Consider the following 21,781-nt stretch of genomic DNA (forward strand, 5'->3'; position numbering starts at 1 on the left):
CAATAAAAAAGAAAAGTTGATTAAATCAATTATTTGATGATTTATTTTAATATTCTCCATTCTGTCAATCTTTTTTGAATATCCCTCATTTCGTAATCTGTGAAAGATAGGCTTTGATAATGTCCAGCCATTCCATATATTTCATATTCATTAATTCCGGCTTTCAGCATCCAGGACTCAATAGTCTTACGTGGCGTTGTAGGGCTTTTTTGGAATTAATTACAAAAATTTGAGTTTTAAACATCTATGTTCATATTTTGAACCAATTGATCTTATTTATGACGTAATATTAAAATTTTGAACGGCATATTGAACTTCATTGAACACATTAACAATATGTGTGACAGATTTGACAAACCTGCAACAAGATATACTAAAAATTCTCAGAGAATCCTCTGAACCCCTTGGTCCCTCAGATATTGCGGCTAAATTGGATCTAAGTAGAGAAAGACATAGAGGTAAAATTCACTATAATTTGAAAATATTAAAGGAAAAAGGAATTGTCATCTGTCCTGAAGAAGGAAAGTACTCGATAACCAAAGAAGAATTAGAAATAATAAGAGAATTAGAAATCAAAATTCTTGAGTTATTAGCAGTAAAAGAATATTATCCAAAGGAAATAGAAGAAGAATTGGGACAAAATGAAGATAGGATCATTAGTGCCATCCATCTACTTGAATCGTATGGGCTAATAAAAGAGGGAAATATATCTCTGACTAAAAGGGGAGGCCTACCTAGAAAAGGACTAACAACTCATTGTGATGACTATTTTAGAGCTTCAACCTACACTCCAACATATATAGGATACTCAAAAATAGGTCTTTGTCCCATATGTAAAAAAAAGCTGAACAAATATGAAACAGTTGTAGTAGCATTTTTTAGACAAACTAATGGACTTAGGCAAAGACCATGGCTTTCTACAGAGATTCACTCAAAGTGCTTGCCTGAGTCTAAAGCATATAATACGATGTATGGTAGGCATAAACCCTCAATGTTCTGTTCTCATTGTGGTCTTCCACTTTCTCCTAAAATGCTACCTGAATACTCAGTTGATTATAAACTATTAAAAGATCATTTTTTCAGTTTTGAATTGAAATCAATCACTTTGCTAGAGGAATTAACAGAAAGTTGGTTTGTACCAGCTCGTTATCCTTTTTTCGGAGAAAGACATGCAATTACACCTCAAAACTCGACAATAAGAGCAGTATACAAAAAATTAAATCTAGAGGTGCCTGGGTGGTTAGATGAGAGAATTAAGGATGATGAAAATAACCCTGAGATGGCTCCCTTTGGAGAAATATGCCACGAAATTTCAAACGATCTGATGTTTACTTTTGACGGTGATCTCTCAAAATTAGAAATCGCAGAAAAATTCCAGAAACTTTTGATCAAGTACAGGTCATCTGGTCCAGAAGAGTACGATGTAAATTCTAGAACTAAAGAAATCTGGAGTGCTGCACAAGACATCAAAAAAAATTATTTAAAAAATATTCAGACTTCTTATGAAAAATTGCTTGGACCTGAAGCAAACTTGTATTCTCATATCGATTGGGCATTCGATCCAGATGATTATGATTTTGATAAGGCAGCATTAAGTTCTCGTAACGATAGAGATTTTACATTTATTTTGGCTCAAACTTTTGCAATAAAATATGGGAATCGATATTATCATCCTTATTGTGCTGATAAACTCGGATTAAATGACAGTCATTGCGATGACAACAAATCAAAAGGAGGTGAAAGTATTGAGTAAACAATCCGATCAGGATAACCACGCAAACCAGTGCAATCCTAACAACGATGCCTATTGGCAGAGCCGTGAAGAAGAAAGACCCGAAGATTGGGAAGAAAAGGCTAAATATTGAAAATATAACAATTTTTGGCAAATAATTAGGAGGAAATATAATGGCAAAGAAAACGCCTATGACCAAAGAGGCTGCATCAAGAATACAATCCAATGCTGACAAGACTGAAACCAATCAAGATTTCAAGGCAAGAGCACAATCTGCAGCTACAAAGAACAAGAAATAAAACATCACTACGAATTTATTTTTTTATTTTTCACTATGGAGGTCAAATAATGGTTCAAAATGAGAATTTAGGCCGAATAAAATGCGAAAATTGTGGAAGAACAGATGCATTAGACCCAAAATGGAAGTATAATATATGTAAAAACTGTGCTTCCGAAAAAATTGACGAGGTATTTAGGGTATGGGCAACCGAAATCCTTGGATTTAACGAAGAACTTCGGGAGTTCTTACCTCAATTGCCAAGGGACCTATTTTTTCTAACCCTCAAGGATTATATTTCTGATAATGAATTGAAACAAAAAGTTGATAATGCACTAAAGTCACATCCCGACACACGCTACTCTAGCATGGATTTGAAGCAAATTGCAAAAGATGAAAAAGAGAAATTGCTGACTGCTGGAATACCTTCCCAAAAGGTAGCATGTGATGAATGCAATTCCTATTATGATATCAATGGTATATGGCCTTACAAAATTTGCCAAAAATGTGCATTGAATGAAAAATATAAATGGGAAGATCTTTGGCTTAGTGAATTAGGTTATGATGAGGAATTTTCAGGCATCATACCAACTCCACCGATAGATATCAAAAAGTATAGAATCGATTCTACTTTTAACACAGAATCTTTAGGAAGAAGCAAAACGCCTATGACCAAAGAGGCTGCATCAAGAATACAATCCCATGCTGACAAGACTGAAACAAATCAGGATTTCAAAGCAAGGGCAATGTCAGCTGCTTCGAAGAGTTCACAGAAAAAGAAATGAACGGGGTTTATCTCCCTCTATTAAATTTATTGTTAAGGAGAAATGAACTATGTATACAGTATTATATCAAAGCAGTTGATTCGGATCTACTAATTAATGTGGATAAAATTGAAAGAGTATTGTACTCTGGAAATGAAATCTTTGCATTCACCAGACTTGAAGATCGATACTCAATTTATCGGGGCAAAGGAGTCAATCGTGAAAAGGCACAAGCTGAAACTATAGCTTTGATTCATTCAGCTAAGAAGTTTTCTGAAACTACTGGGTCTGCATTAATAATGGATTTTTCAAAAGATCTTGATAGTCCAACGATAGTTAGACCTCATGACAAAAATATGAATAGCTTTTCACGCATCGGTATCTAACATCACAAAATGCTGCTGAAAGGGGTTAATCTTTCCACCAACTCTGCAAAGTTCATCTTTCTCTCTATATAATATAGGCATTATCCTACGAAAATAATTGAGAGAGTGTGTATAATAGATAACGATAGATAACATACACAATATTTTTCGTTTTATACTGTTAGAATTATATCACATATATTAAAATCTTTTTTGGGATGAGATATAGGAAGGTCAGAGTAGATATCACAAACCCATTTAAAAGGGATATTAGAACCTTTTTTGCAACTTTTTGGAGCTGATGAAGGAAATATATCAATTAAGAAAAAAAGTCTTTAAAATCGCTTATTAGTGAATGAATTCAGTTTTTATTTCGAAATTCCCCATGCTGTCAATTGTTTTTTTATGTCCCTTATTTCATCGTCTGAAAAGGCGAGACCTTGATAATGTCTCATGCTTGTTAAACTGTCATGTCCTTGTCGCAAGCAAACGGTCGATTCTACCAATCCAGCGACGATTGACCAGCTTTCTATTGTTTTTCTACTGGTCTTAACAGATAGTCCATATGGGCTTATTCCGGCTTCCTGTGCCCATCTCTGCATGTTCTTATTCCATGTGCTTTCTAATGGTGGTCTTCTGGATTCCCAAAAGTCTTTAAGCATATAGTTGAACATAGAAGGCAGAGGGTGAATAGTTCTTTCAAGCTGCCTTCTTTTATGTTTCTTCTGTGCTTCTTCAGGAAGGTGAATAATGTTTCTCTTTTCATTATACCATTCTCGATGATCGTATAGGCGAAGCATTTCAGCGTATCGCATTCCGGTAATAAGGAGAATGTCAAAAATTGCTTTATGTGATTCCATTTTAATACAATTTTTAAAAATTTCATATTCCTTCTGTGTAAATATTCTAATATCTCTTACATAGAGGTGAAGGGCTTCTGGATCTTTTGTATATTGTAACTTTGGATATTTCATTATTATCACTCCCAGAATATAAAATACATAGGTTATATTTAAACATCTTTGTTTACCTGCAAATGATAAGAAAAGGGATGATATTAAGGATGTATTCCGGGTAAATGCATAGATTTTACCGTAAAACCTATGCATCAAATGAAAGCAGGTGATTAAAAAAAGATAGCATGTTGTATTTTACTCTCTAATGAGGATTACTCTCTAATGAGGAGTTTTGATATTTTGAATATATCACGTAATGTAATAGACAAACAAACTGAGAAGCCAATAACAATTATGGCTATCATCCAAAACTCAGAAGTTAACCCTACGAACTGTTCTGGAAGTAACATATAAAGTGGTAGTACAATACCAAATATTATAGTTCCCATTATATACAATTTCACAGACTTACTTGTGATAGCTTTGAGAACGTCATCTAAAGGCTCATAATCTTTTATGAGTCTTTCAATTTCATTAATTGAAATATCAATGGTTCTTAATTTCTTCATTACAGTTTTGAGTTTCAATATTTTTGATTTAGTGTCAGCATCTAACTCATTTTGATTTGTAGTCGGACTCGTGTTTAAATAATAAGCAAAGATATCATAAAGCTTATCGAATGTTTTATCAATCTTCCTGAACTCAATGTCTCTATATTTCTCTACCCATAATTTGTATTTTTCATCTTTGTGTGGTAATTTATTTGTGAATAGAAATTCATGACCAAGTTCTATGGGATGCGGATAACATCGGAATATTACCTTCACCATACCACATACTTCCTCCATATTAAGTGAGAGTTCGTCCCTATTTTTATTTTGTTGATCACACATTGAGTCGACAGATTTCAGTGTCTCATACAATTTATCTTTACAATTAATATCAGTATGCCGTCGAAATTGTATATTTAGCTCATCGACTAAACTAGTAACACTCAAATAAAAGTTTATTTTTTCACTTCTTACTGATTTGAAGTAATCCATGTTTTTGTCCCATATATATATGTAAAAAGTTATTCCGAATGGGATTAGAATAGATATCCAAACACCTGTTATTGATGCAATAGTAGAGTAAAAATCGGAAGAATCTGTCATTAAACATCAAACCTTTAATCTCTGAGCATATAATCAACTAGACTTTAGAATATTAAATAAAAGTCAAAGTACGATATTCAGAGATATTGTTTCACTTTTTGAAATATGCTCCTTATATGCTTTGTTCTGTTTCATAAGTCTTCTTCAACCTTCGTCCTTTATTATGGGAGTTGGATAAAACAGTTGAGTAAACAAATAACTTTCATAAAACAGAATTATTTTGAAGTAGTTAAATACAAAGTGTCCTGATATCGTTAGCAGTGATTGTATGGTAGATGAGATTAAATTTTGTCCTACTTGTGGTGAAGGAACTTTAGATTTAGAAGAAATAGAAGAAAGTTCAAGTAGTGAGTGTACAAAAACTTTTTATTATTCCTGTGGTCACAGACAAGTAAAAATCAATATTTCAACAACAACTTTAGTAAAAGCCAGACTCAAAAAAACGGTATCAAGAAGTGGAAATAAAACAACTGGTAAACACCAAGAATATGAAATCGAAGAAAGATATAGAGAAAACGATAGAGATCACCCAGGAAAACCAACACTTGAAAGAATCCTTATAAATCATAAAGATGAACCAACGTCGATTTTCCATGTAGTTAAATACTGTGAATCAAATGAGTTTAAGCACATGGATTGCAAGTCATGCGGGAACTCATGGAAGAATGATTCTGAATCTCCTATTGAGAACTATTTTTCAATTGAATTTATTCCAGAGATTAGTTATTCAAGTAGTTTTAAAATTCAGTGCCTAAAATGTAATGCAAAATATGAAGTGAAAAAATAAAGAGAAAGGTTGGAGAAGCTTTAGAAACGCTAAATGGCTTATCCTTCATCAGTTTCCATTTTTCCTTTGTTTAGCAGTTCAGGATACTTTCTTTTATTGTTATAGTTCTGAGCCGAATGTATAAATAGGGTTTCAAATATGTCTATAAATTTTTTATGTGTGTCTTCAAAAGGAAGTATTGCAAACCAGATACTTTCTTTTTCGAATTTTGAGAAATCTAATGCTCCATATAGACGCTGATAGGACTGTATTGTTATTTTTTGCTCTTCTTCGATCCGTTCCTTAATCATTTTCTTATCGTTCTTAGCATCACTTTCTAACTTTTTTTTAAAATCGCATAATTCTGGTTTAGAATAATAATCTCTTAAAATTTCAGAGATACCACATTGAGTTGGACTTTTATATGTTGTATCGTCTTTTCGAGGTATATATCTGCTAAATAATCTCTTTTTAAATGATTTTTCTGTTTTGCCTATATATCGGGGTATGTCATCATGACCCCAAAGGTAAATTCCTGGCTGCTTAAAAAGAGGATCGATCTTATAGCCTGATGCTGCCGTATAAGGTATTTTATGTAAGAAAAGTTCCCTCTCATGTTTACATAGACCATTATTATTTAATTCCTGTATCCATATGTCAAACATTTTGTCACAATGATTTTGCAAAGATGTGGACAAACTATAACTTAAACTCCTAGAACTACTAAAAATATCTTCTAATACTTCTTTTTTTTCAGTTGTTGACTCTATTTTTCCTTCTAGCGATTCAAGGTATTTCATATAAACTAAATGAATTGCTACATATTAATAATTTTATATGAGATTCAGGTTCATATTTTAAATAAGAACTCAAAAGTGATTTTACAGATCTTTTGATGAACTATCACAAAACTTATGTATAAATCAAATCAGGAGAAAAGATAAAAGTAAAATTAGTTAACTCTTTGTACATAGCCCTCAAAATTTAAGATTTGTTAAAATATTGTGTATTCGTCTATATTAACTATTTTGATTGATGGAGGAGAAATATGGAAGTAGAAAGTTACAAAAGCTCCGAATGTTTGGATGGTGTTTGTGAAGTAGAATTAAGCTCTTGGAAAATGTTTTATTCATTCATAACGGGGTCAATGCTAGATAATATAGATTGTGTTTTTAGAGGTCAAAGAGACATTTCTTGGAAATTAGAACCTTCTTTTGATAGATTGGTGCAAAGCTGTGGGAAAAAACCAACCAAAGATATACTAAATAAACACTTACAAAGTTTTAAATACTCTAAGAGAGGTAGAGTTAAAAATTTTAACGCCAATGAGTTTAGTGAAAATGATTGGTGGGCATTAGGTCAACACTATGGATTGGTTAGTCCGTTACTTGACTGGACGAAATCACCATTTATTGCAGCTTACTTTGCTTTTTTGGAAAAAGACGATGGAAATAATACTAAGAGAGTAGTATACGTACTTTCTAAAGAACCATTACTAGACGTTTTTAAATATCCTGAAGTAGATTATAATCAATATGAAGTTTTGGGTCAATATAGCCCATCAATTCAGATTTTCTATCCAGAATATGATGATAACCCGAGAGTTATAGCTCAACAGGGTCTTTTTGTTAGATGTCCAACAGGAATTGACATCGAAACTTATGTAAAAACAAGATTTAAACATGTTAATAACGAAATAGTCTTAATGAAAATACTAATACCTGGTGATGAAATTAGTAGAAAAATGTTTTTAAAATCTCTAAATAGAATGAATATTAATCACTTGACTCTTTTTCCTGATTTACAAGGAGCTTCGATATATTGTAATACGCATATTGAAATTGATAATTACTAAGTAACTGTCACAAGATAAATTAGGTAGATTTTTCATAAAGTTAATTTTCAATTTGTGATATTGATCTTGAAAATCAAGGCATCCAATCGAAACCTGTGCATAGTTTGTTCTGTGACGAGTCCTAAATGCAACTTTCTAATACCTCTGAGACATTAATATCTTTATGAAACTCTCACAGTTGATTGCCACAATTATCTGCCTATCCTTAGTACTTATTGCAGCAGGATGCACAGATTCTACAGACACTCCTTCAGAAACAACTTCGGAACAGCCAACTCCTACAACAACTGCTCAAAATGCCGGTTCTCCATCAGGCCAGAACCTCACCATACATTTCCTGGATGTTGGTCAAGGGGACTCTATTCTGATCGAATATAACAATAAAGATATGCTGATAGATGCAGGAGAAAGTGACCAAGGAGAAGTCGTCACATCTTACCTGCAGGACCAGGGAATTTCAACGCTGGATTATGTAGTTGCAACACACCCACATTCTGACCATATAGGCGGGATGAACGATGTCCTCAACAACTTCCAGATTGAGCATTTCATTGATAGCGGATATCCGCATACCTCTAAAACTTATGAAAATATGCTGACTACTATTGATCAGAAAAATATTCCTTTTGAGGTGGCTCAAGCTGGTCAGACAATTGACTTTGATCCTGCTGTTGAAGTTGAAGTGCTGAATCCTGGAACCACATATTCAAATGACCTAAACGAAAACTCAGTGGTTCTCAAAGTAAGCTACGGGGAAGTTTCATTCTTGCTCATGGGTGATGCAGGTCTTGAAAGTGAAGAAAACATAATGGAAGCCGGATATGATGTGGACTCTGACATCCTGAAAGTCGGCCATCACGCCAGCACATCCGGTAGTGGAGCATCCTTCATTTCAGCTGTGAGTCCTGAAGTAAGTATAATCGAAGTTGGAGCCGGAAACAGCTATGGACATCCTCATACTGAAATTCTTAACCGGTTACAGAAAGCTTCGACGGTATACAGGACCGACCTTGATGGCACAATCACAATCACAACAGATGGATCCGCCTATGCGGTCACAACTGAGAAAACCGGGACTATTTCCAGTGGAAGTGGAGCTTACAGTTCTACAGAGTCAACAGCTGATGAGTCGGAAACACCAAGTTCTACAGAGTCAGATGTCTATGTTAGCAACCTGAACCTCCAGGATGAATGGGTCAAGATTTCAAACACAGGATCTTCTCCTGTTTCCTTGAGTGGTTGGAAAATTGAGGATGAAAGCGGTAAAAATACCTATACATTTTCTTCTTACACATTGGATTCTGGAACCACTGTAACTCTGTATACTGGAGAGGGCAAAAACTCAGCTACCGAACTCTACTGGCAGTTGGGAAGTCCCATCTGGAATAATGATGGAGACACAGCATACCTCTATGATGAAAGTGGAAAGATGGTCTCGAAGCTGGAGAGATAAATATGGGAAACTTCAAAGTTACTCTCGACCGAATTGAAGAAGGTACTGCAGTGCTGCTTGTAAGGGATGAAGAGACAGTAAAAATTGATATCCCTCTCTTTTTATTACCTGCAAGCAAGGAAGGAGATATCCTGGATATTACCATTGATAGGGATGTACAGGAGGCAGAAGATGCGAAGGAAAGGGTATTGAGTTTGCTTGAGAAGCTTAAGAATAAAAACAGAGACATGTAAATAAAAATTAACATCTAGAGAATTATTTACTTATAAGTTTTTTAAAACACTAATTATATGAATATCCAATATATTTGGCTATGTGAGATAAATGTGTACTTATTTTCTTAAAATGTTTGAATTAAATGTCTTCTTCAAAGATTATTTATAGAAGTCAGTCTAATAGATATTAGATAGTAATCGGGGGCAAAATGGGGAAAACTATTATCTTCGAAGACACTTTGAAATTCTTTCTTGATAGGTTTCCTGAAAAATTCTTACCTTAAGCTTAATTAATTTGGGTATGTTGCACAGTATTTTCACTAGATTTTCCTTCCAAAAATCTAAATGTCCAATTACTTCATCTTTTACACTTGCAAATGTACCAAATCTACTCATCAAGAAGTAATGATTTTATGTCAAACCATTTGGATAGTGCCATTAAAGAAATTAATTTACATGCAGTAGTGAGGGGGTATTGGACGTTTGATGTTGAAACTTTTCCTGCATTAAAAAAAGCAATATATGAAAGAACTCAGTCAGATAAGAAAATGCTTGATACATTGAGACGGGAAGTTATCTCCTTTTCTGAAGAAGTGAGGACAATAAAACCATACTCAGCAAATGCAGTCTCACTGGTTGCAAGTGACGGTGGGAATAATCAACTATCCTTTGATCCTTTTTATGTACAACTTGTCCGTGTCACCGACTCTTATGGAAAGAATCTCTGTGTAGATGCCGTATCACCTTCAACAGACACAGATGAATTGGGTAAAGCCCAATTTAATTCAAATGGTACTCCAATAACTGCTCTGGGATGGATGATGAAAGATCTGGGGGTAGATAATCCTCCACACTTGAGCAGATTGAGCCCTATGATCCCGAAGGGATCAGATATTCGTGATCATCCGGATTCGGTCAAACCGGGATGGTTATCAACTTATCGAGACCTTTGTGAATGGGCAGTATTGTATGAGAGGATATGTTATACTACTTTTGCAACTGACACACTTATTGTCAGAGATGGACTCCTGAGAAGCGTTATCTTTGCTGGAGATCTTTTCATAAAATGGCGGAAAAATGTTGAAAACGTAATGGATAGAATATATAGAGAAGATCATCGACGTGTATACCTTGTTGGCATAGCTAAACATAGTAAAGTAATTACACGCTATCAACTGGCGATGGCAATAGAAAATGTATTCCCTTCAGGAGATGCCAGATATGTTAGAATACCACGTGATTTAGAAGCTAAAGCCTATATTTGGAACGAATACGCTAGGGGAGCTGAAGCTGAAGGGAAAGATATTGGAGTTCCAAGATTTGTTGCTGGCGATATGTTTCTTGTCAGGTTTGGGTCAATGGATGGGGATCCTATATGGGCAGTGGATATATTTTCAAAGCAAAGTTACGACGCATCCGAAATATTTGGGTACCTGCTTAATGATGCAATAAATGGATTCCCTGTTCCTTTTTATCCTCGATGTTTACAAAAAGCCCATGAATATGCTCAGATAGTCGATTTTGATCTTGAAATATTTCAGGACAATGTTTTTGAAGCTGTTAGAGATTTGCTTCCTACAGAGAAAAAAAACATTATTGATGGTTGGAAGTTCCGATCCGATCTCTCAATGAGGCGATATGGATGAAGTTATTCCCAAAAGACAAAGTTGTTGGTGTTTTCAGGGGCTTCAGCCAGGGTGGTATGGAATTTCATGCAGAAATCATACTCCCTTACAGGAGTGAATTTCAAAGTGTTCCCATGCATGGACAATTTCTGCTGGTTCAGCTGGAGCATGAAAATGAGGCAGTATTAGGGAGAATTACATCATTATCCTCAGAGGGCAGGTTGGCATCAAGCTCTGGAGAAGACTATGGCATCCGGGCTATTGCAGAAGACAGAGTTATTCCGGAAGATCTACGTAAACAATACCTAAAGTACCGTGTTGATATTCGTGTACTTGGAGTTGTGAGAGTGGAAGACAGCGAGGTTGTTTTTGCACCATCTCACAGAAGATTACCACATGTCGGAAGTAAAGTTGCTTTTCTATCGGACGAAATAATAAGAGAAGTTGCCGGACATAATTTGGATGGTGCAGAGATTGGGTTTTTTGCCCTTGGAGAATTTATATATTCAGGAGCCGATGATCGTTTAATACACGAACAATGGATTAGAGTAAAGTATCCAGCCATAATTCCACGTTTTCAAATTAAAAATCTCGTTTCAAGAAGATCTTTTATATTTGCCAGGGCAGGATTTGGTAAATCAAACCTTAACAAGTTATTGTTCAGTAATCTCTACAAAGAAACTCCTACTATCGAAAAACGTGGAGGAAAACAGGCACCAGTTGGTACGATCATCTTTGATCCAGATGGAGAATATTATTGGCCAGATGACAAAAACAGGCCTGGACTTTGTGACGTTCCAGAATTAGAAGATAAACTTGTTATTTTTACTGAGAAAAAAGGTCCAAGTGATTTTTACAATTCTTTCATTGCTTCAGGTATCAAACTAGATATTCGCAGATTAGAACCTTCTGGCGTGATTTCTGTAGCTTTAGGTCCAGACAAACAGGATCAACAGAACGTTAGGAAATTAAAAGGCCTTAAAGATGAAAACTGGAAAGAACTAGTTAACCTGATTAGTAAGGATGGTAACAATGCCGATGAAGAAAAAATAAAAGAGTTACTTCATCTTAAAAGTGACCAAAATGTAGAAATGGTTGCAGCTAGAGCCAATATGACTGCTATAGTAAAAATGTTACATGATCCAGGAAGTTCGATGTTAGATATGCTTCTTCGCAGTATCAGAAAAGGCAAACTTTGTATAATAGATATCTCTCAGTTGAGAGGAGAATCTTCACTGATTCTCTCAGGGATTATTCTACAAAATATATTCGAGTTTAATCAAAGGCAGTTCACAAGTGCAAATCCAGAAACCATACCAACTATTGCAGTGATAGAAGAAGCACAATCTGTACTTGGGAATTCAGGCAGTCTACGGCCATATGTAGAATGGGTGAAAGAAGGTCGTAAATATGATTTAGGTGCTGTACTAATCACCCAACAGCCTGGAAGCATATCTAACGAGATCTTAAGCCAGGGTGACAATTGGTTTGCGTTCCATCTACTTTCTGCGGGTGACCTTCAGGCTCTGAAAAAAGCGAATGCACACTTTAGTGATGATATATTAAGTACTCTTTTGAATGAACCTATTGTTGGAAATGGCGTTTTTTGGAGCAGTGTAGGAGGGAAAAGTTATCCTATCCCTATTCGTGTAATGTCTTTTGAAGAGCTTTATACTGTAAGAGATAAGGATTACAATCAACCTGCAGCAAAAACGTTTGCTCAGGAACTAAAATCTGAGTTTAAGGCAGCGATTCAGAATAAAAAGATAATTACAGCACCGACCTCTGAATCAACAGAGAAAGTATCTGTATTTGACTCAGAACATGAGGAGGAACATGCTGAACCAATAGATACCATGGAAACATACATTAACTCTGCAATTGAGGCATTTAAACTAGACGAACTTACTATAGGTAAAATCAAAAGTAATGGCCTTCCATGGTACGGTATTCAGGTGAAGCTTAGTGATCAGTTACCAGGCATACTTGAAGAAGATATAAGACGCAAAACTGCATTCGCTATTACCTCGAGAGCACTTAATGCTGTCTTCGGAGAAGGAAAATGGGGTACCGAATCTAGACCGAAAAGTAAAGGAGGAGGTACTACTAGATGGGTAGTTCTCAAAAAATAACTGAAGGGGTATCTTGAGGTCTACTATTTCAAAAACGCAAGAGACAGAGGATGCAAAAGAAAGAGTTTCTGCTTTACTTGAAAAGCATAAGGATAAAAATAGAGGCTGATTTAAGATATCAGAAAGTATTTTGCTCTTTCACTTCCTTTAAGGAATGGTAAAAATATAATTTCAAATATTTCTTTAAGAATGACTTCATAGCCACTGCTGAAGACAATATCAAGAATAAAAATCATGAGATTATATCTTCTTTATTCCTAAGTTACTAATCCATTTACTTTCCCCACTTTTTCCCATCCCATCTTTTCCAATAAATGAGCTTCATGGTGTATTCCAGCATTAACTCCTCACAAGAGTTTATTTCTTCGGATTCTCCATTCTCCCCAAATAATCATTCTTGGCAACAAAAATCCTTGATATTATATTTGAATCATTCCTAAACAACAACCAGTTAAATAACAACCAAGTTAAACAACAAGTTCGCCGAGAATAATAAACCATGGTGGAAGTTTTGGTAACTTCAGTTTATGTATGTGTATCTGGACACCTTAAAACAACACATCAAAAAGATTATTAGGCAGATGCATCGTATACTTATTCTATGAGTGATCCTACGTGGTTGCCTTCAACAATAATGCAGACAATTGGAGCATTGTATGGAATATTCATAGCGATCTTTATTTTAGTACTTCAAAGTCTATTCAATTATAAGAAGGATATTGAGTTAAATCCATTAAGGAAACAAAATAAAACAAAAGAAGAACAAAAAAAGTTTAATGACGAATTTAACTCTACAATCGATTTATTTAAAAGCGTATTCATTGTTCTTGCTTATTTTGTAATTTCCGTTGAAATGTATAATGGCATGCTTGTTTATTTCATCTCTGACTCGATATTTGAAAAATTTAGTTGGCTTTTACTTATCTCATATATTTTCTTTATAGTTCTCCTTGTGTACATAATTTGTTTTTCTTATTATATGATTTCTTTTTTTATTTCTTTAGAAATGGATACTCCCCATTTTTATAATATTACCCTTTTCAAGCGAATTTGTAAAATTGAATTTTTAGATACAATTGCTACACTCGCTTGTATTTTCATATCTATAACAATTTATGCTCATACATATAGAAAGCTTAACCAACCACAATCATTTGCTTTTGTTTTTTCGATCATTGTATTTTTATTATTAATCCTAAAAATTTGGGGAGGTGAAGTTTGGGAGAAGATACAAGAAGTTAAAAACTCAGAAACACACAATTTAAAACCGGTGTTACCGGAAAAAAAATGCTGAAATTGATATATAAAATGCTGAATTATCAATATCAAAGTCCATTGATCCCGGAAAACTTGCAGAGACCCGGGGCCAATCTGAGGGGTTAGAAAGGCATAATTCCACACTAAGGGCAGAACTTGAGAAGGCAGCACAGGATAAAGAGACTATCCAAAAATTGTACAGCAATTACATGCTGCAGGTTCAAACGTTGATTAATCAGAAGGCTAGGCACCTGGAGAAAAAAAGAAGCCTTGGTATAAGTTTTGGTAACGTCCTCTAAGTGGATCAAGTTGTACTACCATCATCTATAAAATAAATAAAAAACGAAAAAACGATAGGTAAGGAAAAAAATCTAACCTTTCTTACCACGTATTTACAGGATTATATTTGCAGGATTGCTAACATGTTCATTAAAAAGACAGTCTTCTATGATATCGAGACTGATACTAATCATTTTGTCGGGATCGTAGTCTACAAACTCCTGATCTGAAAGGGGGTAATCATGTTTAAGCAAGCAATCAGGATCAAAAACATAATCCCCGCTTTCGAAACTCCAAAGGTGCTGAATTTCCTTTGACTCCCTGCACATTCTTACGTATTTTTCTGATGTATCCATCTGCAGAATCTGTTCCTGAAAGTTTTACTTAACATGATTATCCTCCTTTGTCAAAAAACAAATCCGAGTTACCTGAAAGTGTTCAGCCGCTATTATCAAAAAAGTGAATGAATATCTGCACATGAGGAGCAAATAACTGGGTGTTGTAATGCCTTCTGGAAATTAGATTTATTCTGAAAAAACCGCCTCGAAGTATTCACGAGTTTTTTGGGCAATTTCGGAATTAGGATTGATCCAAAGTATCCGAATTTGCTTTCCAAGCTTTCTTTCAAGCAAAACACCTGACTCCAAAAGTGGTTTTGCGACTCGACTCACACTTGAATGGGACAATTTGGTTTCTCTCGCTATTCCTTAAAGATAGTCCTCCTCATCTATGTAGTTAAACAAATAGACTAGTATCGTGAAAACCCAAATGTTGAACACATATTTTAATGACTACCATCAACTGATATTGTTTTGGTCTAAATTGATGATCCATAATTAAGTTTTCATGGTACTAGGACCTGTAGCTGTGCTGTTTTACCAAGTAATTCTGCAGCTTTCTCATATGAAATTTTCATAAATTTTACACCTTGATTTACTTCTCAGGATATTCTTAAAAAGTCTTCGAAAAGATCTGGCAGGGTACTCTTGAAGGTTCTATCCATCTATTCGTTTGAGGAAAAGTCTCAAACTTTTAAAATAAGGGACTATGTGGTTGCTGGGCTTACTTCAAACTCATTTTTTCTTGTTTATGGAAATTTTACAGACTGTTCTTTCATCGAAGATCTTAACTAACAATAACAAAATTCTCTGAAGCATATGTAAAACTTAAATCTTTCTCGACTAATATTGAATCAACATAATTATTCATTCCAATATGCCTTACAGAAATATACAGACATCATAACAAAATAAAGGGGGAGTTAAAAAACAGCAGTTATGTGGGGGTATAGTGACGGTAGACCGTTCATATTACACGAATGCTTTTGATGAATGGAAAGAAACCAGGTCGGTTATCGCTAGATTTGATGGATACCTTGATGGATTACGAAGATATGGTTTTGTTTTCATAGCTGCATTACTAGCCGCTAATTCTATTCAGGCATATTCTAGTTTTAGCAATATTACTAAAGTTTTTTTATCAATAATAACTATCGCATTTATCGTTGGCTTGTTTTTTTTGGATGTATACTATCGAAGAATGATTGAGGCTGCTTCAATTAGAGCTAGAGTTCTCGAAACAGCAGTATTGTTAGATACTGAGTTAAATGAAGTGACTTATGATAAATTTAAAAAAGAAAAACGGCAGAAATATATTAAGTGTATTTACATAGGGTTTATTTTGGTAACGGTAATAGTTGGAGTGGCTGTTATAGTTACAACTCCGAAAGCTCCAGCGAGTACTTTAGTTAATTCGGATACTTTATCAATTACGTTAGAAAATTCGGATACACTTTCAACTACGATAGAAAATTCAAGTACTCTCTCAACCACTATAGTAAATTCGGGAACTCGGCTAACTACTCCTTTAAATTTTATAAATGAGTCATCTATGAAACTGTTAACATGGATGCTGATTATTATCTTGTCTCTCAAATTATTTTATTTTATAAAGGAATACCTTAAAGACGAATCTGATAAACATAAAAAGTCTATTAAATTGTTTGGTAAATCTTTTATTGCATCTTCCGTAGATGCATTTATTGTGATGGTATTAATTATCTATTTTATTACCGTTACAAATTGGTTTTGTCGTGAACTGATTGATTTTGAATCCACTCGAAGATACATCTATTTATTGATATCATCCGGAGCTATTGGGACATTCTTCATTAGCTTTTTTTCGAATAACTTAATTCTAGAATTTTTACACGGAAACGAAGACTGGATAATTGATAAATTTTCTTGTGGAGAAGGGGAGAAAGTTAGGATTACATTCACAAATCTGAGTGGAGAGGAGATAGTATTCGGAAAAGGAAAGAAACTTTTTGATATATATAGACAAAATGAAAAATTGATTATAGTAGGTACGGAAACACAAAAAGAAGAAAGTAGTAAAACTACGAAATATGGCTCAAAATCTGAAATAAAAGTTCCTAGTTATGGTAGTTATTCATGGTTATGGGATACAAAAGGATCTCAAGTCGGCATTTACAGAATTAAGCCACGTGATTGGGATTATCCATTAAGACGTTCTGTGTATATTCATGAAAAAAGTGAGAAGCAGACAGAGTCTAACGATAAAAAGCTTATCATAAAAGTTATTTTTATTAATAATCAGGGAATCTCCAAATAATTTTCATAATAAGATAACCTAAGATTATTAGGACGGAGTTTAGAAGGAAATTATGAGTTTTTATATGAACTCAATTGTCTCCACTAATCGTCTAATAGAATCACCTAATAGGAGCAAAGGAACAAGAGCACAAGAGCACATGAAGATTAGATAAATAAAAATCCGAAGTAGAAGGCAGGAAAGGTATGACCAGTACCTGTCCTACCGATGAAACAGACCCTGCAGAGGGTCCATATAGTATATCAGTTTCAAACTAGTTAAATTTTATTTTATAGTTTCTGGGAATATTCGCAATTAAACTTGTAGAAATGCATGGTCTGTGTGGAAGGGGTCTTTTAAGAGTCTATCTAAAAAGTGGTTACTTGCTGTAACTTTTTACAATATGCGGTATGTAAAACCGCAACGAGTATTTTGATATTATAGATCTATTATGGCTTTTCAACGTGTATTGCTGACTTTTCGGATAGACTCTTAGTCCAGCTGCAAAAACGTATGACTCTTTTTAAGCTCTTATTTTGCTTGCAAGTGTGTGGAAGAGCGCAAACCACGTCATAAAAACCGCTAAAACGCATACTGCAATAATAAAAAATGGAAGATCCCAAAAAGAAGCGGACATATAAGAATCAAAACAAGCAAAGGTTAACATCATTGCCAGGAGAAAACAAGCCGCATTTATAGCACCATCAGGAGAAGACATATATTTACTTATGAACAACATGGTTAAAAAAGTTACTCAGTTAATAAAGGTAAAAGGAATTACTGTTTATTCCTCTTTCTCTTCGTATCGTAGCGGGATTTTCTGGCCTTCCTGGTCTGCCCTTTCAAACTCGTTTATTTGTTCGGCCAGCCTGTTAAGCTGTTCATGTGTTTTCATAAACTCCGCTTGAAGTTTCTTTAATTTATCTTCGGGCTCTGTGCCCTTCTCTGCCTCATCTTCGAGTTCTTCAGGATCCTTTATGATGTACTCACAGGTTGAAGAGGGACAGGTCCAGCCCGATTTAACAAACTGCTGTTTTCCTTCCACTAATTCCAAGGTATAATTCCGTTTAAGATATTCGCCACATTCAGGACAAATTGTAGGTGTTGCGCATTTCTGTCCCTGCTTTCTCTTTTTGTCTATCATTTTTCAGCCTCTTTTATTACCCATTCCGGGACCGTTTCCCCAGGATGATCTTCTTCTATATGCGCTTTCAGCTTCTTGTATCTCGTTAAGATCTGTTTGCAGTACGGGCATATGATATTTTTATTGTATCGTTTCATGTTTCGCCTTCGTCTATCATTCGGAGCACAATATAATAGGCTTTCGAAAAAGGAAAGTCTACTGGCAGCTATTCCCGTTTTAGCAATAAACGTATGCAAGCGAAGGTATAATATTTTTATATTTCGTAATCATTTTATTTATACTGATTTCTTCTATTCGAGGAGTGTCGGAAAAGTGCATGATTATCCAAATTTTGACTCATATTTTCATCGTTAATAAATTTAATAATTTTACATGATGCTGATTTGTGGAATTGAGTTCAATGACTGTGCGAGGTTAGTTATAAACTCCAGACCATTCCGATGCTCTCACTTACAAGAAAAACCAACAAATACTGGCCTTATAATTTCAAACCTTCTGGATTGAGATAATAAAATAATGAGACCGTTCTGCTAATTCCTTTCATCTGTTAAGGCACTTTTTAAGGAATTTGGTGTTATAATTCCTTTCATTCTTTGCAGTCAATATTCAAAACATGCATCTTGATTCGTATTATGTAATTGTGGACAGTGTAATAAAATGATTACGAAATATTAATAAATTTAACCGTCTTCCGAATGCGTTTTTTTCAAAACGGGAATTGCTGCAATAGGAATAAAAGATTCGATTCCAATAGCTTCTGACATCTTAAACCCTCTATATATTGTCAATAGAGGGAGTAAATAACTTTTCTGATTTTATTATGATTTTGTAAAGTTGTGGTCGGTGAATACTTTCACACTGCTGTGAATATTTTTATATGATGCGATGTATGTAAAAAGCAATATATTTTACGGTTTAGGGATTTGGTGAATTAATGTGGGTTCAATTTCACTTGACCAAGAGATACAAATAAGTTCAGTAGTAGTTCAATTCTTGGCAATAGCCGCATCTGGCTTATTTGTAGGGTTAGAAATTCGGAGTGCAAAAAAACGTGAAATCGAGTCTAGAATGCATCAACATCAACTTGAAATGGAGTCTAGAATACATCAGCAGCGTAAAGAACAATATGCTAAGCTAGTAAATTTAATTATGAAGGCACTTTTGGCGGTGAAAATTCAAAGTATAAATTCTAAATCAAAAAGCTCTAGCCCTTTTAGTCAAGATGAGTGGCTTGACGTCCAAATGGGAATGTCCATGTATGCTTCACAAGAAGTACTAAATGCATATCTTAAATTTCTGACAACATCACAAGGTAGTGGAAGCTCAGCTCTGATAAATAGAGAGCTTGGTGACTTGATTTTAATGATGAGAAAAGAGGCAGGATTTAATGATAGTAACCTTACAAGTCGTCAAGTGCTTGGTACATTCATAACTGACATAAATAACCCTAAGTATGACCAATATTTCAGGTAAATGACAATACAAGAGCCAGAATGGCACTAATAACATGCTTTCCTTCCTTACTGTGCTTGCAGAGGAGTAAGGATTAAACTCATTGCTTATACTTTTGTAGTGACACCCCATATAACTTGCTGGTGTTCGAAATGACTTAGAGGAAGTAAGCCCAAAATCTTCATCTGTAAGGATGTAGAGAAAAAGGAGAATTAGAGGTTTAGCATACCTTTTTCCCGAAGATAATTTCCTGGTCCAGATGCGCTGAAAGCAACTGTTAATATGAGTTCTAGAGGTTCTAATATTGACTTTTCATTTTCGATACTGTCAGCAAGCAACCTCAATCCTTCTTCTATTTTTTCAAAGTGGAATGGTTCGAATTTAACCGTTGTATCTCCAGATTTGAGTCTGTTGAAACGGTCTGTCAATACACTGTAGCTATTGTTCAGTACAAGTTCAGCTAATAAAGCATCTCTTGAAAATTCATATCGGTATGAGCGACCCATGATTCCATAAGCCGCAGAGAACAAATAAATTTTTCTTTCAACATTTTCTTCGTTTTTCATTGATGCTTCAATTAGTCTTAATTCTTTAACTATTTCTTTCTCAAAAAATCTTTTTTGTGCCATTATGTGGTAGCCCCCGACAAATAAAGTGATTTTGTCTCATTACAACACGGAACTTCATTAAATGGTGACGATTCCTGCCACCATATGCGTGGCTTGGAAATTTTGTTAAGATCAGTATCTACACAATCGAATAATCTCGACTCCCTTTCCATAGAAATAGTCACAGTAGTTGTCTCATCTGAAGGTTTTTTGCTCTCCAAATAATCATGGATTTCATATAATGTCTCTTCACCGAGCATTTTTTCGATAAGTAGATTGTTAAGTTGCAGTATATTCTGTACAATTGGGGATTCGAGATTTATGCTATAATACGTTACAGTCTTTTCTGATCTTGCGTTAATCAAGCCCCATTCTACAAATTTCTTCACTGCTTTGGTAGCTGAAGGTCTTGATACTCCAACCTCTTCGGCTAGATCAGTTAAATTGAATTCTATTCCTTCCAAAGGCAATAGATATTCAATCATTCTTAGTTCGCATGCGTTTCCAAGCAGACCCTCAAAAGGCTTCATCATGTGGCTACATCTCCCAAAAGCTTTCAATTTTGTGCAGCAGGACATGTGTATGCATATACAACATGTATACACCTTTAAGTCTTGCATTCCCACTATAAAAGGATTTGCATATTATTTTTTACACGCATGTAAAAAATAGTTTACAGCTTTCTAGTTCTGCCTTTTGTTACCGAAAATCCATGTGAATCTAAGGCTGAACACACCGCTGGAATAGAAGAAGACGGAATATAGTACTTAAGATCTTTTTTATTAATTTGTGCTATATATCCACCATTTTTGAGTTTCTTAATAGTATCCCCGTAGCTTGAAGATATCTTTTTTTCAACTACTCTTTCGAGCAGTTTAGAGTTATAGCCTCTGTTAGATGCGAGATTTCTATTTGTATATAATATTTTCAGGATAAGGCGCTCATCTTCGGAAAGACCACATGACATAATAAAAAGAATTAAACATCCCTATATATAAGATTACCTAGTTAATATCGACATGTAGCGAGAATATTATTACTTTCCAATCTTTCCGATGAAAATTCTGTAAGGCTCTCAGCGAAGCCCTTCAAAGCCCATATACGTGTGCTGTGTCCGCTTGCGCTCTTTCACAATGTACAGTATCATCAGCAATTCCCGTTCTAACCGAAAACACATGCAATTGACGGGTCTCT

General features: G+C 34.8%; 23 protein-coding genes. 13 read left to right on the forward strand and 10 right to left on the reverse strand.

From position 1 onward, the window contains the following. Window positions 1–41 precede the first annotated feature (41 nt). Complete coding sequence (locus EO92_RS18710) at window positions 42–170, reverse strand: hypothetical protein (RefSeq protein ID WP_255350311.1); 129 nt, start codon at window positions 168–170, stop codon at window positions 42–44. A gap of 149 nt (window positions 171–319) precedes the next feature. Between EO92_RS18710 and EO92_RS00350 the strand changes: the two genes are divergently transcribed. From EO92_RS00350 to EO92_RS00360, 4 genes are all read left to right on the forward strand, one after another. Continuing rightward, entirely contained in the window at window positions 320–1,753 is a 1,434-nt protein-coding gene (locus tag EO92_RS00350) for a winged helix-turn-helix domain-containing protein (RefSeq protein WP_162197434.1), read from the forward strand. A 152-nt stretch (window positions 1,754–1,905) separates the two neighbouring features. After that, entirely contained in the window at window positions 1,906–2,031 is a 126-nt protein-coding gene (locus EO92_RS18715) for a hypothetical protein (protein ID WP_255350312.1), read from the forward strand. Between the two features lie 49 nt (window positions 2,032–2,080). Beyond that, window positions 2,081–2,794, forward strand: coding sequence for a hypothetical protein (locus tag EO92_RS00355; RefSeq protein ID WP_048168661.1), 714 nt, complete (start codon window positions 2,081–2,083; stop codon window positions 2,792–2,794). Window positions 2,795–2,892: 98 nt separating this feature from the next. Next, window positions 2,893–3,159, forward strand: a complete 267-nt coding sequence (locus EO92_RS00360; RefSeq protein WP_156165683.1) for a hypothetical protein — start codon at window positions 2,893–2,895, stop codon at window positions 3,157–3,159. Window positions 3,160–3,506: 347 nt separating this feature from the next. Here the strand turns inward: EO92_RS00360 and EO92_RS00365 are convergent, their stop codons facing one another. Both EO92_RS00365 and EO92_RS00370 read right to left on the reverse strand, forming a co-directional pair. Further along, entirely contained in the window at window positions 3,507–4,112 is a 606-nt protein-coding gene (locus tag EO92_RS00365) for a site-specific integrase (RefSeq protein WP_048168663.1), read from the reverse strand. A 194-nt stretch (window positions 4,113–4,306) separates the two neighbouring features. Next, entirely contained in the window at window positions 4,307–5,188 is an 882-nt protein-coding gene (locus tag EO92_RS00370) for a hypothetical protein (protein ID WP_048168664.1), read from the reverse strand. 268 nt (window positions 5,189–5,456) lie between these two features. Between EO92_RS00370 and EO92_RS00375 the strand changes: the two genes are divergently transcribed. After that, window positions 5,457–5,975, forward strand: a complete 519-nt coding sequence (locus tag EO92_RS00375; RefSeq protein ID WP_048168665.1) for a hypothetical protein — start codon at window positions 5,457–5,459, stop codon at window positions 5,973–5,975. Between the two features lie 38 nt (window positions 5,976–6,013). On the opposite strand, the gene EO92_RS00380 is transcribed toward EO92_RS00375, so the two are convergent. Then, a complete protein-coding gene (locus EO92_RS00380) occupies window positions 6,014–6,754 on the reverse strand; it encodes a hypothetical protein (protein WP_156165684.1) in 741 nt (246 codons plus the stop codon). A 248-nt stretch (window positions 6,755–7,002) separates the two neighbouring features. On the opposite strand from EO92_RS00380, the gene EO92_RS00385 reads away from it, so the two are divergent. From EO92_RS00385 to EO92_RS00410, 6 genes are all read left to right on the forward strand, one after another. Then, complete coding sequence (locus EO92_RS00385; RefSeq protein WP_048168667.1) at window positions 7,003–7,809, forward strand: FRG domain-containing protein; 807 nt, start codon at window positions 7,003–7,005, stop codon at window positions 7,807–7,809. Between the two features lie 163 nt (window positions 7,810–7,972). Then, window positions 7,973–9,262 carry a lamin tail domain-containing protein gene (locus EO92_RS00390; protein ID WP_048168668.1) on the forward strand — a complete coding sequence of 430 codons (1,290 nt, stop codon included), beginning with the start codon at window positions 7,973–7,975 and terminating at the stop codon, window positions 9,260–9,262. A gap of 2 nt (window positions 9,263–9,264) precedes the next feature. After that, the gene (locus EO92_RS00395; RefSeq protein WP_048168669.1) at window positions 9,265–9,495 is read left to right on the forward strand and encodes a DUF3006 domain-containing protein; all 231 of its coding nucleotides are present in this window, start codon (window positions 9,265–9,267) and stop codon (window positions 9,493–9,495) included. Window positions 9,496–9,890: 395 nt separating this feature from the next. Beyond that, window positions 9,891–11,123 (forward strand): hypothetical protein, encoded by a 1,233-nt coding sequence (locus tag EO92_RS00400; protein WP_200896718.1) that lies wholly within the window; start codon window positions 9,891–9,893, stop codon window positions 11,121–11,123. After that, the gene (locus tag EO92_RS00405; protein WP_048168670.1) at window positions 11,120–13,234 is read left to right on the forward strand and encodes an ATP-binding protein; all 2,115 of its coding nucleotides are present in this window, start codon (window positions 11,120–11,122) and stop codon (window positions 13,232–13,234) included. The genes EO92_RS00400 and EO92_RS00405 overlap by 4 nt, the downstream gene beginning before the upstream one ends. Before the next feature lie 601 nt (window positions 13,235–13,835). Continuing rightward, entirely contained in the window at window positions 13,836–14,528 is a 693-nt protein-coding gene (locus EO92_RS00410; protein ID WP_048168671.1) for a hypothetical protein, read from the forward strand. 355 nt (window positions 14,529–14,883) lie between these two features. On the opposite strand, the gene EO92_RS00415 is transcribed toward EO92_RS00410, so the two are convergent. Next, a complete protein-coding gene (locus EO92_RS00415; RefSeq protein WP_048168672.1) occupies window positions 14,884–15,126 on the reverse strand; it encodes a hypothetical protein in 243 nt (80 codons plus the stop codon). A gap of 934 nt (window positions 15,127–16,060) precedes the next feature. On the opposite strand from EO92_RS00415, the gene EO92_RS00420 reads away from it, so the two are divergent. Then, window positions 16,061–17,404 carry a hypothetical protein gene (locus tag EO92_RS00420; protein ID WP_048168673.1) on the forward strand — a complete coding sequence of 448 codons (1,344 nt, stop codon included), beginning with the start codon at window positions 16,061–16,063 and terminating at the stop codon, window positions 17,402–17,404. Between the two features lie 763 nt (window positions 17,405–18,167). Here the strand turns inward: EO92_RS00420 and EO92_RS00425 are convergent. Next, a complete protein-coding gene (locus tag EO92_RS00425) occupies window positions 18,168–18,527 on the reverse strand; it encodes a hypothetical protein (RefSeq protein WP_048168674.1) in 360 nt (119 codons plus the stop codon). Further along, on the reverse strand, window positions 18,524–18,664 hold the full coding sequence (locus EO92_RS17360) for a hypothetical protein (protein ID WP_156165685.1): 141 nt from the start codon (window positions 18,662–18,664) through the stop codon (window positions 18,524–18,526). The genes EO92_RS00425 and EO92_RS17360 overlap by 4 nt, the downstream gene beginning before the upstream one ends. A gap of 799 nt (window positions 18,665–19,463) precedes the next feature. Here EO92_RS17360 and EO92_RS00430 point away from each other — a divergent pair. Next, window positions 19,464–20,000: a hypothetical protein gene (locus tag EO92_RS00430; RefSeq protein WP_048168675.1), complete on the forward strand. Its 537-nt coding sequence runs from the start codon at window positions 19,464–19,466 to the stop codon at window positions 19,998–20,000. A gap of 191 nt (window positions 20,001–20,191) precedes the next feature. Here the strand turns inward: EO92_RS00430 and EO92_RS00435 are convergent, their stop codons facing one another. The 3 genes from EO92_RS00435 to EO92_RS00445 form a co-directional block, all read right to left on the reverse strand. After that, window positions 20,192–20,608, reverse strand: a complete 417-nt coding sequence (locus tag EO92_RS00435; protein WP_048168676.1) for a hypothetical protein — start codon at window positions 20,606–20,608, stop codon at window positions 20,192–20,194. Then, the gene (locus tag EO92_RS16580) at window positions 20,608–21,120 is read right to left on the reverse strand and encodes a winged helix-turn-helix domain-containing protein (RefSeq protein ID WP_052734228.1); all 513 of its coding nucleotides are present in this window, start codon (window positions 21,118–21,120) and stop codon (window positions 20,608–20,610) included. Before EO92_RS16580 ends, EO92_RS00435 begins: the two co-directional genes overlap by 1 nt. A 140-nt stretch (window positions 21,121–21,260) precedes the next feature. Continuing rightward, window positions 21,261–21,554, reverse strand: a complete 294-nt coding sequence (locus EO92_RS00445; protein WP_048168677.1) for a hypothetical protein — start codon at window positions 21,552–21,554, stop codon at window positions 21,261–21,263. Window positions 21,555–21,781: the final 227 nt, after the last annotated feature.

Origin of the sequence: Methanosarcina sp. 2.H.A.1B.4 (genome assembly GCF_000979385.1) — an archaeon.
Taxonomy (GTDB): Archaea; Halobacteriota; Methanosarcinia; order Methanosarcinales; family Methanosarcinaceae; genus Methanosarcina.